Genomic DNA, 15166 nt, shown 5'->3' on the forward strand with positions numbered 1-15166 from the left:
GCCTGCCACCGCGGGCCTGGCCCGTCGGATCGGTCGGATATAGCGGAATGGGCGGGGAGGGGCAAGGCGGCTGGCCATGCCGGAGCTTGTTGGATTTGCGGGCGCGGCCGTCCCGCCGATGGGGAAGGGAAGGGTAGCGGCCGGCGCGTCCTGTCGCGCGCACCCGGTGCGGCAGGCATCGGGGCCTGCCATTGGCGTCTTTCGGGGACGCCGGTTGTGGCGGACCTTCACGAGGCGATCCCGAGTGTGCGACGGGAAAGCGAGCGAAGGCTGGCCGTTGACGATGATCGCGAAGCTTCGGCTGAACCGGATGACTTCGCGCCGGCCGCCCGGGGGTTGAACCCGGACCTTGCTCCGTCGCATCGTGATCAGGGGCGCGATGGAACGGACGAGCTTGTAACCTATTTGGTTGATTATGTCAAGGGGGATGGCTGATTTTGCCCCGAAGTGGGCACCTCATCTCGTCACCCCGGCCTTGAGCCGGGGTCCAGCTTCCTTCTCAGCCGAGCAGGTCCGAAATATCCCGCCAGTCAGGATTAATCCGTTCGATTAAGGCAAACTTCCAATCGCGCCGCCAGCGCTTCAGCCGCTTCTCATGCGCGATGCAATGGACGATGTCCTCACCACGCTCGGCCCAGACGAGGCGGTTCAGCCCATAGCGCGCGCAGAAATCGGATCCTTCGCCCGACTTATGCTGACGAACACGCGCAGCGAGATGCGAGGTCACGCCGACATACAGGATGCCGCGATAGCGATCGGCCATGATGTAAACCCAGCCGCCCTGCGCTTCGCGATCCATCAAGCGAGGATGAGAAGAAGCTGGACCCCGGGTCAAGCCCGGGGTGACGGGAGGTGGAACGGCAGCTTCCCACCAATTCCAGTCATTCCCGCGAAGGCGGGAATCCATTGGCGCTCCGTTTGACCTTCTCGCGCTGCGGGAACGGACCCCGGATCAAGTCCGGGGTGACGATAATGGGGGCGGCGATGCGCAGGGTGGCGTTGGTGCGCCACCGTCGCGGTGGCTCCCGCCTCAGGCCTCCGAGCCGACCTTGCTCTGCTCGACGATCTCGATCGCGCGGGCGACGGCGGCGGCCACGTCGAGCGCACTGGTGTCGAGCAGCACGGCGTCGTCCGCCTGCTTGAGCGGCGCGATGCCGCGGCCGGAATCGCGGGCGTCGCGGGCGCGGATGTCGGCGAGGACATGGTCGTAGACCACGTTCAGCCCCATGCCCTTCAGTTCGTTGAAGCGGCGCTCGGCGCGGATTTCGGAGGTGGCGGTGACGAACAGCTTGGCGGGGGCTTCCGGCGCGATCACCGTGCCGATGTCGCGCCCGTCGAGCACCGCGCCGCCGGGCTGGCGGGCGAAGTCGCGCTGCAACTCCAGGAGCGCCGCGCGCACCGAGGGGTGCGCCGACACGATCGAGGCGGCGCGGCCGGCGGCCTCGCTCTTCAACCCCGGATCGGAGAGAAGGGCGCTGTCGAAGTCGCAGGCGCGGAAGGCGTCGCCCTCGTCGGCCGGGTCGCCGCCCGAACGCAGCACCGCGATGCCGACCGCGCGATAGAGCAGGCCGGTGTCGAGATGCGGCAGGCCGTAATGGCGGGCGAGCGCCTTGGCGATGGTGCCCTTGCCCGATGCGGCGGGGCCGTCGACGGCGATGATCATGCGAGCGCCTCCGCATCCAGCTCGGCGGCGCCGAGCGTCTCCATCAGCCGGATGAACTGCGGGAAGCTTGTCGCGATCGGGGCGCGATCGTCAACCGTGACGGGCTGCGCGCATGCCAGCGAGGCGACCGCGAAGCTCATGGCGATGCGGTGGTCGAGATGGGTGGCGACCGTCGCGCCGCCGGCCAGAAGCGCGCCGCCGGTGCCGTCGATGATGAGGCCGTCCTCGACCTCCTCGACGGTCGCGCCGATCGCGCGCAGCCCTTCGGCCATCACGGTGACGCGATCCGATTCCTTGACGCGAAGCTCGTCGAGCCCGCGCAGCACCGAGCGCCCCTTCGCCAGCGCGCAGGCGACGAACAGCACGGGGAATTCGTCCACCATGCTCGGCACGACATCGAGCGGCGTGGTGATGCCGTTCAACGTCGAGGCGCGGACGTGGAGATCGGCCACCGGCTCGCCGCCGACGATGCGCTCGTTCTCATAAGCGATGTCGGCGCCCATCATGCGCAGCATCCGGTAGAGCCCGTCGCGGGTCGGGTTGAGGCCGACATTCTCCACCACGATGTCCGAGCCCGGCACGATCAGGCCCGCCACCACCGGGAAACCGGCCGAGGAGGGATCGCCCGGCACGACGATATTCTGGGGCTTCAGTTCCGCCTCGCCGCGCAGGCTGATGACGCGCGCGCCGTCCTCCTGCGTCTCGACCGTGAGGTCGGCGCCGAAGCCGGCCAGCATCCGCTCGCTATGGTCGCGGGTGGGGACGGGCTCGACCACGCGGGTGATGCCCGGCGTGTTGAGGCCGGCGAGCAGGATCGCGGACTTCACCTGCGCGGACGCCACCGGCAGGCGATATTCGATCGGCACGGCGGGGCAGGCGCCCCGTACCATCAGCGGCAGGCGGCCGCCCGGCGAGGTGGTGAACTCCGCGCCCATCTCGGAGAGCGGCCCGGTCACGCGGCCCATCGGGCGCTTGGAGAGCGAGGCGTCGCCCACAAAGCTGGTGGTGATCGCATGGCTCGAGACGAGGCCCATCAGCAGGCGCGTCGAGGTGCCCGAATTGCCCATGTCGAGCGCGGCCTCGGGCTGGAGCAGTCCGCCCACGCCGACGCCATGGATCGTCCACACGCCATCGTCGCCGCGCTCGATCGTCGCGCCCATCGCCCGCATCGCGGCGGCCGTCGCCAGCACGTCCTCGCCTTCGAGCAGGCCTTCGACGCGGCTCGTCCCCACCGCCAGCGCGGACAGCATCAGCGAGCGATGCGAGATCGACTTGTCGCCCGGAACGGCGACGCGGCCGGCGAGCGGGCGGGTTGCGCTCAGGCGCAGCGGGAGGGCGGGGGCGTGGCTCATCGGCGCGGCTTTTGACAGCGGCGTCCCCCTATGGCAAGGCGCGGGCCTAGCGGCTGTCGGCGGAACTGGCCCGGCGGCTTCCTTCAAGCGATTGGATGTGGACGAAACATGGTGAAGCCTGAATGGGGCACCAAGCGGACCTGCCCGAAGTGCGGCACCCGCTTCTATGATCTGGGCAAGGAAGACCCGGTGACCTGCATCAACTGCGGGATCCAGTGGGAGCCCGAGCCGGTGCTCAAGTCCAAGCAGCCGCTACCGTTCGACGCGCCCAAGCCCGTCAAGGAAGTGAAGGGCGAGGAGGATTCGGATCTCGCCGAGGATCTGGACATCAGCGTCGACGACGAAGAGCCGGCCGACGACGACACCGATCTGGGTGGCGACGACGATCTCGGCGTGGCGACGCGCGAGGAGGAGGACGAGCAGTAAGCTCGGTCCCCGGCCCTTTTTCGGGGGTTCCTGCAAAAAACGCAGGCCCCCGGAAAAAGGTGTTGCCAAGCAAAATTCCCTCGCCTAGAGGAGCGCTCCCGACGCACTGGACCAGCCGGTCGGGACGAAAAATGTGGGGCCGTAGCTCAGCTGGGAGAGCGTCGCAATGGCATTGCGAAGGTCAGGGGTTCGATCCCCCTCGGCTCCACCATTTCCCATTAAAATCATTGGATTTTCCCGGAGGGCTTGATCCCCGTCCGGGTCTCCGCGAACGATGCTGAACGTCGGCGGACGACTCCGGGTTTTGGGAAGAATAATAATATCAATTGTTTGAAATCCCGGCGAGTTGTGCGGCTCGGCCGATGCCCTCTGACGTCGAGCGGAGCCTTGCCTTCGCTGAGACCCAATTGGAGCCGCGGATCGGGATGACTTCGGCCCCCGGATCATCTGGTCGACCATCTTTCGATGGCCATGTCGCTGATCGCTCCGACGCCGATCGGAGTGCCCTTCTCCTCTCGGCCGATCCGGCCGCAGGAGAAGGACAACGGGAACGTCAGAATGTGCGTCATCGCCATCAATGAAGCGCAGCCGACGTCATCGCAGGCATCATCGCGGGCCGCGTCCAAGACCCTTCAATGATCTGGAACGGACGCTCCTCTCGGGGCAACGTCACCCTGGCGGCATAGCCGTTCTGGTCGACGACTTCCGCAACGCCGCCGATGCTTTCGGCCAGGCCGGCGACGATCGGCGAGGGGAGGAGGCGCCGGCCGTTCAGCGCCTTGCGATTGCTGTCGACGACCGTCAAAATGATCGAACAGCCGCTCGTGCGGACGGAAATCTCGATCAGGCCTTCGGCGCAGCTGCACAGGCTGTGCTTGAGCGCATTGGTCACCAGTTCGCTGACGATCAGGCCAAGGCGAAACCGATGCTGTTCGGGGAGCCAGAAACGATCGACGTGCAGGATGACGCCGTCCGTCCGGCCGAATGAGCGCACAAGCTCGCGGGTGATCTCGTGCATGCGCCCGGCGAAATTGGGCATCTCGAAATTCGTCGCGAGGAGCCGATGCAGCGTCGTCAGCGAATGCAGCCGATCCTCGAGCGCCTCGAGCATCGATGCCGTATCGTGCGTGCCCGACTGGCGATTGCATTGGCGGGCAAGCGCGGCGACGATCTGGAAGCTGTTCGAAAAGCGGTGAAGCTGCTCGCGCAGGAGAAGGTCCTCGAACATATCAGGCGCGATGTACTTGGGTGAGAGGATCTGGGTCATGGACGTTCGCTCCGATCGTTGGTGCGCCGATCCCGGATCAGCCGATCGAAGGACCAGGACTCGGCACCGACAAAAGCGAGCGCCGTCGCGCCGCTCGCGGTTGGGAAACTCGCACCCATGCTGCGGCGCATGAGGTCCACCCGGTAGCGGATGGAGCCCAGAGCGAAGGCGCAACGGTCGTACAGTTCGAGTGCGATCAGGATCGCTGCCGCGACAGACGCGATCGCCGGCATCGCGGACATGATGTCCACGCGCGGCAGCGTGATCGCCAGGGTTCCCTCCATCGACGCCAGCAGCGTAAACGCGGTGGCGTCGATGGAGAAAGCTGGGTTCCGGCGGAGGTAGCGAGCCATGGCCAGAAACTGGCATCGTCTGACCGGCGGCGTGACGTTCGACTGGTGGGAATTGCGATCACTCAGACGGGTGAGCGATCGCTCCTACCTCCGGCGCGGGGCTCGCCTAATGCCTCTCATCGAGGTCTCCGAGCCCAGCCTATCTTGAGGCGTCCATATCCGAGGACCGCCCGAACAGGCTTCTCCTTGCGCCGCCGAACAGATCGCACATTCGACCGAGCAGGTCCGCCACCGCGCTCGATTTGGGCTCATAGGCCACGCTCGATGAGAGGGAGAGCGATACCTCGGTGCCCTTTCCGGGCGCGCTGTCGATCCTGAAGGAGGCATTCAGCCGCTCGGCGCGCTCCCTCATGCCACTCAATCCGAAATGCGGAACGGCGTGCTGTTCCGGCTGCACGCGAATCCCCTTGCCGTTGTCGACGATCCGGACCTGCAACGCGCGAAGACCGAACTCGACGATCACCGCTATTCGGGATGCCTCGGCATGGCGGCATGCGTTCGACAGAGCCTCGCGCGCTATCTGTCCGATCTCCGTCGAGATTCCACGGCGCAGATCGCGCGGGGCCCCTTCGATTTCCAGGTAGATATCGATGTCGCAGTCGAGCGACGCATCGTCGATGAACTTGCGCAGCATATCGGGCAGGCCATGCTCATCCACACGGAGATCGCGGACCCGGTTGCGCCCCTCGACGATGATCTGCTCCCCTCTGTTCAGCGCGCTTTCCAGACGGGCGCGAAGCTGGTCCTCGCACGGGAGATTGTTCGCGACACCCTGAATCCGCAGGAGAAGCCCCTGGAACCCCTGGAGAAGCGTGTCGTGGAGATCACGCGCGATACGCTCGCGCTCGCCCAACCGGACCTCGGTGCGCCGCTGGATGTCCATTGTCACCTGATGGTGCCAGATCCGATAGGCGACCCAGGCGACGAAGGCCGCCAGGAACGCCATCGCGACCTTGAACATCCAAGTCTGAACGAATGTCGGCGGAATCTCGAAGGCGAGCGTGGCCGGCTTGAGACTGCATCGGGCGTCGTTCTCACAGGCCACGACCGAGAAGCTGTATTGCCCCGGCCCGAGATCGGTGAAGGAGACCGTCCTCTCCGTGGTCACTCCGCGCCATTGGCGCATTCCACGGGACAGTTCATAGCGAAAGCCGACACGGTCCGGCCGAATGAAGTCCAGTCCGGAAAAGTCGATCTCGATCCGGCGCGGTCGCGTCGGCGACCGGCTGCCCTTTGCGGACAGGAAGCTTTTGCCGTCGGCCAGGATATCCTCGATGACCACCGGCACCGGCTGCTTGGGAGCGACCGCCGCCTTGGGATCGACCATGAACACGTCGCTGAAATTGGTGAACCAGACCCTTCCGTCCGGGGTTTCGTAGGGGTGGTTGGAATATTCGTCGACCGGCGCACCGTCGCCGGCGTCGATCTGGTCCGCGTGAAGCTTGCTGCCCTCGCTCGTCAGGAAGGAGTCGAGCTCGCGCTTGGCGATATGGAGCAGGCCGCAATCGGATTTCAGCCAAAGATCGCCTTTCGCGGTCGTGGTCACGGCCGGGAAGGTCTCGCAGGGCAAGCCGTTCGCAACCCCGATCCGCCGCGCGGCGCCGTTCGCCACGACATGGTACAGCCCGTCCATGGTGACCATCCACGCGGAGCCGGGCCTGATCGGCGCAATACCGACGACGTTCGTGTTCGCCGGCATCGGCAGGCGATAGTAGCGCCCGTTTCGGAAAAGCAGCGCGCCGTGATTGACGACGGCGACCCAGAGCCCGTCTCTGCCGTCCGGCGCGAGCTTGTAGATCACCGAGCGGTCGACGGCCTCGGGAGTGGGAAAGACCGCCACCACCCGGCCAGCCCGCATCTGCACCAGCGCGCCCCGCGGCGTCGCGCCGCCATTATATATGTTGCCCGTCCACACGTTTCCGTCGGGGGTCGCCGCGAGATCCTGCGGCTCGCTCAGGGGAACGTGCAGGTCATTGCGGACCGTGTGCCTTTCGTTCTCGTAGAAGACGCCGATCCCGCCGACGAGCGACCAGGTCCGGCCATCGCTGTCCTGCACGATGGAGAGCACGTCGAGGCGCGACGACGCATAGGGGGCGGGCGTGAGGAGGCGGCCGTCCCGAAACGCATCCACTCCGTTGACGTTGCTCACCCAGAGGTCGCCGGTCCGCGTGACCAGGAGATTTCCGGGCCGGTCCGCCGACAAGCCTTCCCGGGAGCCGAACCGCACAACCGGTTGCGCGCGAAATTGATCGACCCCTTCGGTGGTCGTGATCCAGATCGATCCTTCCCGATCCTCGAGGATCGAGGTCACGTTGTTACCCGAAAGTCCATCCGCCTGCGTGTAGTGTTCGGCCTTGCCGTTGATGATCCGCCACAGACCGGAGCGGAAGGTGCCGATCCACAAGGCGCCCGCGCGATCCCGGAAGAAGCTCTGGCCGTCCATGATCTTCTTCGACGTCGGAATCGTCCGCCACCCGAGCCCATCGGTCTCGAGGTGATATTGATCGCTCGCATCCCGAAGCATCGCATAGACATGGCCTGCAGCGTCCCACACGACCCGCGCGGACCGCATCGGCTTGTGATCGGGATAGTCGAGCCGGCTCTCCCGGCCATTTTCGGAAAGGCGGCAGACTCCTCTCTCGTTGAACGACAGGATTCCGCCGTGAAGATCCGGCGCCGCGGCAATGCCGGTGCGGCACATCGCGCCATCGGCGACGCCCCGGCAGACGACCCGATCCCCCGCGACATGGCAGATTTCGTTGTGCGCCCCGTGCCATCCGAGGTCGCCGATCCAGATCGTGCCGTGCGCGTCTTCGAAGACCGAGGATGGCGACGTCAGCCTCTCCTTGAAGAAGAAGAACCTGCCGTTCCTGTATCGAGCCAGGCCATCACCGACGGAAAGGTAGAGAGTGCCGTCGCGGGCGAACAGCATATTGGAAACGGAATGGTAGGAGCGCGAGCCGCCCGCCCACGGCTGCCAGCGCTGAAAGCGCTCGCCGTTGAACCGGTAGATGCCGTCCTGGGCGCCGAACAGCAGGTATCCGTCCGGCGATTGCGCGATCGAGAGCGGCGCGGTGCCCAGTCCGTTCAAGCCGACGGTCCAGACCCGGTGCGCATATTGGGTGATCGATCGCTGGGTATCGCGCGCGCCAGCCGGCCGCGCCGCGAGCCCGGCGATGACGAGCATTGCGACCGGGATGAGCCGCGCGAGCGCGATGCATAACCGGCCGAGCGGGATCGGCCATCCCGGGAGCATCCTCTCGAGAGCGTTCCTCGTTGCGTGGCTATGCCTCAAGATCAGCGACCCGCCTTCATGCGCTTCACAATTCAATGATCCGGCGGCGTGCCGCCTGAACGACCGCTTCCGTGCGATCCTTCACGCCGAGCTTGAAGAAGATGCTCCTGAGGTGGGTTTTCACCGTGTCTTCGGCGATCGATAGGGTTCGGGCGATCTCCTTGTTCGCCGAGCCTGCGGCGACGCATCGCAGCACTTCGAGCTCGCGATCGCTGAGCGGCTCTTCGCCGGCGTGGAGCGCGATCTCTTGCGCGATTTCGGCAAGAACGCGCCGTCTTCCGGCGTAAACTTCGCGGATCGTATCGATCAACTCGTGGCGGAGGCTGCTCTTGAGCAGATATCCGGAAGCGCCCGCCTTCAGCGCGCGCGATGCCTGGACATCTCCATCATAGGTCGTGAGGACCACGATCCTGGCTTTCGGGTGACGCTCGCGAACGATCCGGATCGTCGCTTCGCCGTCCTGCCGGGGCATCTGCATGTCGAGCAGCATGATGTCGGGTTGCAGACGATCATAGCGCTCGACGGCCTCGATCCCGTCCTTCGCTTCGCCGACGATCTCGATATCGGTCTCCGATGCGAGAAGGGCGATGACGCCCTCCCTCAGCATGGCATGATCGTCGACAACCAGAATCCGTATCGCTGCCATGAATCCCCACCAATCCAACGCAGGTCTCTCGGAGAGATGGCCCGATCGGTTACAGGTGAGCTGGCGTCACTCTGTCGATCGCGTGGGATTGCGGCCGGTGCGTTTCATCACCCATCTGGGTGAGCGGATTGCCCATCGCCGGAGTGTCACGGTCGCAGTGCAATCCGGGGCACTGTGGATCGATGGCGCGTCCTCTCCGCAAATTCCGATCCTATGCAGGCGACACCGCGTCATTGATCCTCAGGGTGTCCCTGGCGATCACCTTGGCCGTTCTCTCTGTCTCGTCCGATACCGTGTCGACGCCGCTTTCGGTCACCTCGGCGATCCTGGGATGCCTGATCGGCTCCGGCTTCCTGACGCGTGGCGCGGCGACCGTCAGCCTGGCCTTGATAGCCGCCTCGACCCGCGACGACCCGATCGCCCTACTGCCGATCGTCGCCGAGGCCGTTTCGCTCATGCTCGTCGGCGCCGGCGCCTATTCGCTCGACGAAGTGATCTTCCACAAGCGCCTCTCGGAATGGAGCAACCGCGCATGAGCTAGCCCCGCACCCGGCTGGTGCTGGATCGAGGAGCCTGACCAATGCGATCCTCCGGGATCCGCAAAAGGCAATCGTCGGCCCACGCTCCCCATGACCCATATGCAATCGGCCACGTTCGCCCTGCCGGCGGGAGGGACAGGCTGTCTTGCCAACCCGCCGATCTGCACCGTGGGAACGCCGCAGATCCAGGTTCCATCTCGAAAGAAAAGGATATTTCGAACACCTTCGACGCCCATCTCGAATGGACGAAGGACCGGCTCCAGGTCGCGGTTGGCGGCGGCTAATCGCCGGGGCAACCAGGTCGAAGGCCCCGTGTCGTGCCTGAACTGGTACAATGATCCCTATCAGCAAGTCGACCTGAACGCCCAGTATCAACTGACGCCTCGAATCTCGATCACCGGCTCCGTCATCAACCTGACCAAGGAAACCCAGACGGCGCATCTGGGCAGCGACACCGATGCCCGCTTCTATTCGGCCCAATATACGGGAAGGCGGTTCTACGGGGGCGTCCAATGGACCTTCTGAAGGCTCGGGCGGGAGGCGGGCGGGACGGGCCCGCGGGGTATGTCGCTGTAACCGGCGGAAGCGCCCGGGCGTGTAGTAGCGCTGGCAATCAACGCTATGCCGGCAGGACCATACGGAGGTACTATGACCAGTCTGAACGCGATCCCGGGCGCGCCGGCGGGCGCAGGCGGCATGGGCGAGCAGCTCGCACTGGATTGGGGATGGCTGCTTTTCCGCGGCATCTTCGCCGTATTGTTCGGACTCGCCGCTATTCTGATGCCCGCCGTGGCGCTCAGTTCGCTGGCACTGGTCTTCGGCGTCTATCTGCTGGTCGATGGCATCGCGGCCGTCCAGTGCGGCGTCAAGGCCGCCCAGGCGCATGGCCGCTGGGGCTGGCTCATCGTCGAAGGCGCGCTCGGCATCTTTGCCGGCATCGGGATCGCCCTGCTTCCGGGCGCCGCCATCATAGGTCTCATCACGCTCGCCGCGGTCTGGGGATTGGTCTCGGGAGGCGCGCTGGTGGCCGGTGCGTTCCGGATGGAAAGCCGGCATGGCCGCTGGCTGATGGTGCTCTCGGGCCTGGTATCCATCCTCTGGGGCGCGCTCCTGCTGGTGTCGCCAATCTCCGGCGCAATCGTATTCGCGCTGTGGCTTGGGGCCTACGCACTGATATTCGGCGCGTTCATGATCTTCCTCGCATTCCATCTCCGCGGCCTTCGGGCAGCCGGCGTTCCGGCGCGAGCAGCGCAGATGTGAGCAGAGGCGGCGGGGGAGCATGCCCGCGCCGATCGCGTGGTGCGTGGCCTGACGCTGGTACGCCATGCGCCGCCGCCGGGCTGCTGCGCCTCCTATTATCCGGAGATGCAGCCCCTGATCGCGCTCGCTGTCACGCGTGCCGGCATCGTCGGCAACGTCCGTCCATCAGGAGCTGAGACCATGTACGAAGCGACGATCAGCCATTTCGCAGAATTGGCGGGTGAGAAGGCGTCGGCCCTTCACAAGTCGGTGGTGGGCATGTTCGTCGCGGCGATGCTGGCGGGCGCCTATATCGGGATCGCGATGATCCTCGCGCTGAGCGCGGCCGCCGGCCTGCCTGCCGGCGTGCGCCCGCTCGTCATGGGTGCGACCTTCGGGATCGGTCTCATTCTGACCGTCTTCGCAGGGGCCGAGCTCTTCACGGGCTACGTGATGTATCTGGGATTCGGCCTCGCGCGGCGGACCATCGGCCTGCGCGATACCCTGGTGCTGCTGGCCGTGGTCTGGCTCGGCAATCTCGCCGGCGCCTTGATCCTCTCGGGCCTCTTCTCTCTCGGAGGAGGGGGCTCCGTCTTCGCGGGCGACGGCGCGGTGCTGCACGCTTATGTGCTGCACAAGGTGGATTCGAGTGCGATCGCGCTGCTGTCGCGCGCGATTCTCTGCAACTGGCTCGTTTGCCTCGCGATCTGGACGGCTGCGCGCGTGCAGGGCGACACCGCCAAATGCATTGCCCTCAGCTGGACCCTGATGGCCTTCGTGACGGCCGGCTTCGAGCATTCGGTCGCCAACATGACCGCGTTCTCGCTCGGCCTTCTCGTCGATCAGCCCTCCATCGATCTCGCTGGCGTGGTTCGTAACCTCGTTCTGGTGACAGCCGGCAATGTCGCAGGAGGCGCGCTGTTCGTCGTCGTCGGCTACCTTCTCGCGGCCCGCGCGCTGGCCGGGAGCGTTCCGGATTGTGCCGCAACGACGCCATCGAGGCGCGGTCCATCATCCGAGCCGAAATACTTCCAGCCCGAGGAAGTCCCCACAATTTGCTCCTAGCGTTATTTTGGCGGGCTGGTCCGCCAGCCTACGATCCGCCGGGCGCAGGTGTCGCTTGCGAAGGAGACGTGGATGAACCCCGCCCATGTCGCCACATCGGCGATCCGCTTGTAACGGATGCTCCGCTTCCACCGAGCTAAGTGATCGCGCGCCCGGGGAGGCGATGATCGATCGGCTTGGGCCTTGTCGCGCGCTGAGTTCAAGCGAAAGGATTCCGATGCTTCAAAACTTCAGAGTGGCGGAACAAACCGTTGGCCCGCGGAATACCCTGCTCCTTCTTCGGATCGCGCTCGTCATCGTGTTCCTCTGGTTCGGGTGCATGAAATTCACCCACTATGAAGCCACCGGTAATTCAGGCCTGATCGCCAACAGCCCGTTCATGTCGTGGATGAACACCGCCTTCGGCATCCAGGGGGCGAGCGACGTGATAGGCGTCATCGAACTCACGACCGCCGCGATGCTGTTCCTCGGCGCTTTCGTGCCCGTGGCATCCGCGATCGGTGCCGCGATGTCATGCTGCACCTTCGCGATCACGCTCACTTTCTTCGTGACCACGCCGGGCGTGTTCGAGCCGGCCGCGGGCGGGTTTCCCGCAATCTCGGCACTGCCGGGCCAGTTCCTGTTGAAGGATGTCGTGCTCCTGGCGGCGTCCCTCAATCTGCTGCTGAACTCGCTCGCGAGCGGCCCGGAACCGCGCAAGCGCTGAAAAAGGCACTCGCCCGGGGCATCGACCCGCCTCGGGCGAGCGCGTTTCGTGCCGGTCGACAGGCCGATGCGATCGAGCACCCGCTCTGGCATTCGAGAATCGTTGGCGCCTCGGGCTGCGCCGTTTACGATCTGCCAGACCATGAGCAGCAGCCAGCGTCATTCCGCGTCCCGCATCATCATCGCCACACCGCGCGCGATCTTCCGGGCGTTCGTCGATCCCGAGGTGTTGGCGAAGTGGCGGGCGCCGGCCGGCATGAGCGTCGAGCTGCTCGCCTTCGATCCGCGTCTCGGCGGCGGCTACAAAATGATCCTGCGCTACAAGAGCGGTGGCGGCCGCGGGAAATCGTCGGACGACAGCGACATCGTGCTCGCGCGTTTCGAAGCGCTCGATGCCGAAGAGCGGATCATCGAGACGATCGTCTTCGAGAGCAGCGATCCGGCCTTCAGCGGCACGATGCGGCTGACCACCACGCTGAAGCCGGTGACGGGCGGCACCAAGGTCACCTTCCTGGCGGAGGACGTGCCGGCCGGCATCAGCGAGGCCGACCACGTCGCCGGTATGGAGTCGGCGCTCAAGAACCTCGCCAATCTCCTCGAATAAGCCGGCTGGCTCGGTCCGGCCTTGCTGGGCGCGCAGCCGCTCGCCTTCGAAGATCGGCGCCAGGTGCTGTCGCCAACCGGGAAGATCGTCACCGAGCGGAAGCTCCGCTCCCTCAACCCGCCCGGATCGCCCATGCGGTCACTGCTTCAGCACCGGATAGCCGTTCACGTAGATCCAGTCGGTCGCCTGCGCCGGGACGTGGCAGCTCTGGCAGTCGTTCTTGTAGTCGGTCGACGTGGTATGCGTCGGATTGCCGGCGTCGAACCAGGACCATCCCCAGCCGTCGCCCCAGAGCGGCTTGCCCGGATGGGAGTTCCTGCTGTCCTTGACCATGACGAACCAGCCCTTGAGCTTGTCGGGATGGCTGACGGTGCCCGTCGTCATGTCGCTGGTCGCGGTCTGGTAAACCTCTTTCACCAGCACCGTTCCATCGGGGAATTGCTTCGTCTTCCGGTAGGCGTCGGCAGCGCCCGGAGATGCATAGACGATATGCATCTCCTTCGAGCCCTTGCCGGAGTCCGCCGCGATCGCCCAGGTGCCGAGCGTCTGATAGGTCGACCGATAGTCATTGGGGACGCGCAAATTCGCGCCGGCATCGACCACGTTCGTATCCGCGGCCGCGGTTCCGGCGACCGACTTGTCCGCGCCCGTCGCCGAGTTCTGGGTACACCCGGCCACGAAAAGCGCGGCCGACCCGATCAGAAGAGTATGGTTCGCGGCAACCGCCAGTCGTTTCATGCTCATGTCGAGCCTCCTGAAGGATTGATCCCGGACAGGGCCGGTCATTTCAGCGAAAGATTGTCGAGCAGCGGGTAGAACTGCGTCCAGACATCGTCTTTCTTGGCGCTCGCCATGTGGCAGGAAGCGCATTCCTCCTTCGACTTCGGCATGGCCATCGCGGCCTTCGGTTCGTGGTGGTTGAAATTATAATATCCCCAGCCGCCGGTGGCGGCGTAGCGCTTGCTGTCCTTCACGGTGACGTCCGCGCCGTTGTAAGGACCGGGGAAATAGCCGCGCCCCGAGGGTTCGGTTCGCGAGCCGTCGGGATTCTCCGCCGGCAGGGTGAGCTGCAGCTCCTTGAAGAAGATCGTCCCTTCCGGAAACTGGCCGGTCTTCTTGTAGATCGCGTAGGATCCGGGCTCGATATAGACGTTATGGAACTCGGGGAAATTGGCCTTCCCGTCGTTCAGCGCGTTGGGCGTGAGCGGTGATCCGAGATACACCCAGGTGCGCCAGTTCTTCGGCAGGAGGAGCGAGCCGTCGGGCGCATATTCCGGCAGATACCGTCCGGCTTGCGCTTCGGCCGGAGCCTTCGCTCCCGTGCGTGATTGAGCATAGCTGGCAACCGTCACCGCGGCAGCCGCGCTGAGCATCAAAACCGTCAAAGACTTGCGCATCCCAACCTCCTCCATGCCCTTGGTTCCGAGGAGGTTCACGAACGAGATGCGGCAAAGGTTACAACCCCGGCCGCACCTCCGTACAATCACGGAAAATCCAGTTGGATTACCCGTGGCGGCCGGTCTCGAAGAGGAACCAGGCGCGCTGCTCGGCCTCGTCCGTCCAGGCGTCGATCAGCCCCGATGTCGCGTTGTCGCGGGCCTCGTCGGCGACGGCCTTGGCCGCCCGCAGGGACTGGACGAGGTGGAGATTGTCGTTGGCGAGTTCGGCAAGCATGTCGCGCGCGCCGACGAACCCGGCGTTGTTCTCAGGCAGCGTCTGGCGCCGGGCGATGTCGCTGATCGAGCGCACGGTGGTCTTCCCGATCTTGCGGACCCGCTCCGCGATCGCATCCGTGCTGAGCAGGATCTGCCCCGCCTGCTCGTCGAACAGCAGATGATAGTCGCGGAAATTGGGACCCGACACGTGCCAGTGGAAATTCTTGGTCTTGAGGTAGAGCGCGAAGCTGTCCGCGAGCGTCGCGTTCAGCCGGTCCGCCAGGGCAACGGTCGCTTCGGTGCCGAGATCCGAGGGTGTATTGAGCTGCTCCGGACTGGCCGTCGTCATGCGATCTT

At 65.3% G+C, this 15166-nt stretch carries 17 protein-coding genes and 1 tRNA gene; 8 read left to right on the forward strand and 10 right to left on the reverse strand.

The annotated features are described in order from the left end of the window. Positions 1–499: 499 nt before the first annotated feature. The 3 genes from ST3T6A_RS0105130 to aroA form a co-directional block, all read right to left on the reverse strand. Complete coding sequence (locus ST3T6A_RS0105130) at positions 500–799, reverse strand: GIY-YIG nuclease family protein (protein ID WP_019831827.1); 300 nt, start codon at positions 797–799, stop codon at positions 500–502. Between the two features lie 231 nt (positions 800–1030). Then, a complete protein-coding gene (locus ST3T6A_RS0105135; RefSeq protein WP_019831828.1) occupies positions 1031–1663 on the reverse strand; it encodes a (d)CMP kinase in 633 nt (210 codons plus the stop codon). Then, a complete protein-coding gene (gene aroA / locus ST3T6A_RS0105140) occupies positions 1660–3015 on the reverse strand; it encodes a 3-phosphoshikimate 1-carboxyvinyltransferase (RefSeq protein ID WP_019831829.1) in 1356 nt (451 codons plus the stop codon). Before aroA ends, ST3T6A_RS0105135 begins: the two co-directional genes overlap by 4 nt. A gap of 108 nt (positions 3016–3123) precedes the next feature. On the opposite strand from aroA, the gene ST3T6A_RS0105145 reads away from it, so the two are divergent. Further along, on the forward strand, positions 3124–3441 hold the full coding sequence (locus ST3T6A_RS0105145) for a TIGR02300 family protein (RefSeq protein ID WP_019831830.1): 318 nt from the start codon (positions 3124–3126) through the stop codon (positions 3439–3441). A gap of 135 nt (positions 3442–3576) precedes the next feature. Next, positions 3577–3652: transfer RNA gene (locus ST3T6A_RS0105150), tRNA-Ala, on the forward strand. A 363-nt stretch (positions 3653–4015) separates the two neighbouring features. Here ST3T6A_RS0105150 and ST3T6A_RS0105160 read toward each other — a convergent pair. The 4 genes from ST3T6A_RS0105160 to ST3T6A_RS0105175 all read right to left on the reverse strand — a co-directional run bounded on the left by ST3T6A_RS0105160 (position 4016) and on the right by ST3T6A_RS0105175 (position 9002). Beyond that, entirely contained in the window at positions 4016–4708 is a 693-nt protein-coding gene (locus ST3T6A_RS0105160; protein WP_019831832.1) for a sensor histidine kinase, read from the reverse strand. Next, entirely contained in the window at positions 4705–5061 is a 357-nt protein-coding gene (locus tag ST3T6A_RS21675; protein WP_019831833.1) for a hypothetical protein, read from the reverse strand. Before ST3T6A_RS21675 ends, ST3T6A_RS0105160 begins: the two co-directional genes overlap by 4 nt. 139 nt (positions 5062–5200) lie before the next feature. Then, complete coding sequence (locus ST3T6A_RS20750; RefSeq protein WP_162140508.1) at positions 5201–8248, reverse strand: sensor histidine kinase; 3048 nt, start codon at positions 8246–8248, stop codon at positions 5201–5203. 133 nt (positions 8249–8381) lie between these two features. Beyond that, complete coding sequence (locus ST3T6A_RS0105175; RefSeq protein WP_019831835.1) at positions 8382–9002, reverse strand: response regulator; 621 nt, start codon at positions 9000–9002, stop codon at positions 8382–8384. A 182-nt stretch (positions 9003–9184) separates the two neighbouring features. On the opposite strand from ST3T6A_RS0105175, the gene ST3T6A_RS0105180 reads away from it, so the two are divergent. From ST3T6A_RS0105180 to ST3T6A_RS0105205, 6 genes are all read left to right on the forward strand, one after another. Then, positions 9185–9538, forward strand: coding sequence for a hypothetical protein (locus tag ST3T6A_RS0105180; protein ID WP_019831836.1), 354 nt, complete (start codon positions 9185–9187; stop codon positions 9536–9538). A 273-nt stretch (positions 9539–9811) separates the two neighbouring features. Continuing rightward, positions 9812–10066, forward strand: coding sequence for a TonB-dependent receptor (locus tag ST3T6A_RS21935; protein ID WP_019831837.1), 255 nt, complete (start codon positions 9812–9814; stop codon positions 10064–10066). A 123-nt stretch (positions 10067–10189) separates the two neighbouring features. Next, positions 10190–10801, forward strand: coding sequence for an HdeD family acid-resistance protein (locus ST3T6A_RS19365; protein ID WP_019831838.1), 612 nt, complete (start codon positions 10190–10192; stop codon positions 10799–10801). Positions 10802–10837: 36 nt separating this feature from the next. Further along, positions 10838–11845, forward strand: coding sequence for a formate/nitrite transporter family protein (locus ST3T6A_RS19370; RefSeq protein ID WP_019831839.1), 1008 nt, complete (start codon positions 10838–10840; stop codon positions 11843–11845). A 163-nt stretch (positions 11846–12008) separates the two neighbouring features. Next, the gene (locus tag ST3T6A_RS0105200; RefSeq protein WP_235785725.1) at positions 12009–12551 is read left to right on the forward strand and encodes a YkgB family protein; all 543 of its coding nucleotides are present in this window, start codon (positions 12009–12011) and stop codon (positions 12549–12551) included. 141 nt (positions 12552–12692) lie between these two features. Next, entirely contained in the window at positions 12693–13154 is a 462-nt protein-coding gene (locus ST3T6A_RS0105205) for an SRPBCC domain-containing protein (protein WP_019831841.1), read from the forward strand. Between the two features lie 138 nt (positions 13155–13292). On the opposite strand, the gene ST3T6A_RS0105210 is transcribed toward ST3T6A_RS0105205, so the two are convergent. The 3 genes from ST3T6A_RS0105210 to ST3T6A_RS0105220 all read right to left on the reverse strand — a co-directional run bounded on the left by ST3T6A_RS0105210 (position 13293) and on the right by ST3T6A_RS0105220 (position 15158). Then, positions 13293–13898 carry a cytochrome P460 family protein gene (locus tag ST3T6A_RS0105210; protein ID WP_019831842.1) on the reverse strand — a complete coding sequence of 202 codons (606 nt, stop codon included), beginning with the start codon at positions 13896–13898 and terminating at the stop codon, positions 13293–13295. 38 nt (positions 13899–13936) lie between these two features. After that, on the reverse strand, positions 13937–14551 hold the full coding sequence (locus ST3T6A_RS0105215; protein ID WP_026359442.1) for a cytochrome P460 family protein: 615 nt from the start codon (positions 14549–14551) through the stop codon (positions 13937–13939). 106 nt (positions 14552–14657) lie between these two features. Beyond that, positions 14658–15158: a Dps family protein gene (locus ST3T6A_RS0105220; RefSeq protein WP_026359443.1), complete on the reverse strand. Its 501-nt coding sequence runs from the start codon at positions 15156–15158 to the stop codon at positions 14658–14660. Between the last annotated feature and the right edge of the window lie 8 nt (positions 15159–15166).

It is taken from the genome of Sphingomonas sp. PR090111-T3T-6A (assembly GCF_000383095.1).
GTDB lineage: Bacteria > Pseudomonadota > Alphaproteobacteria > Sphingomonadales > Sphingomonadaceae > Solisphingomonas.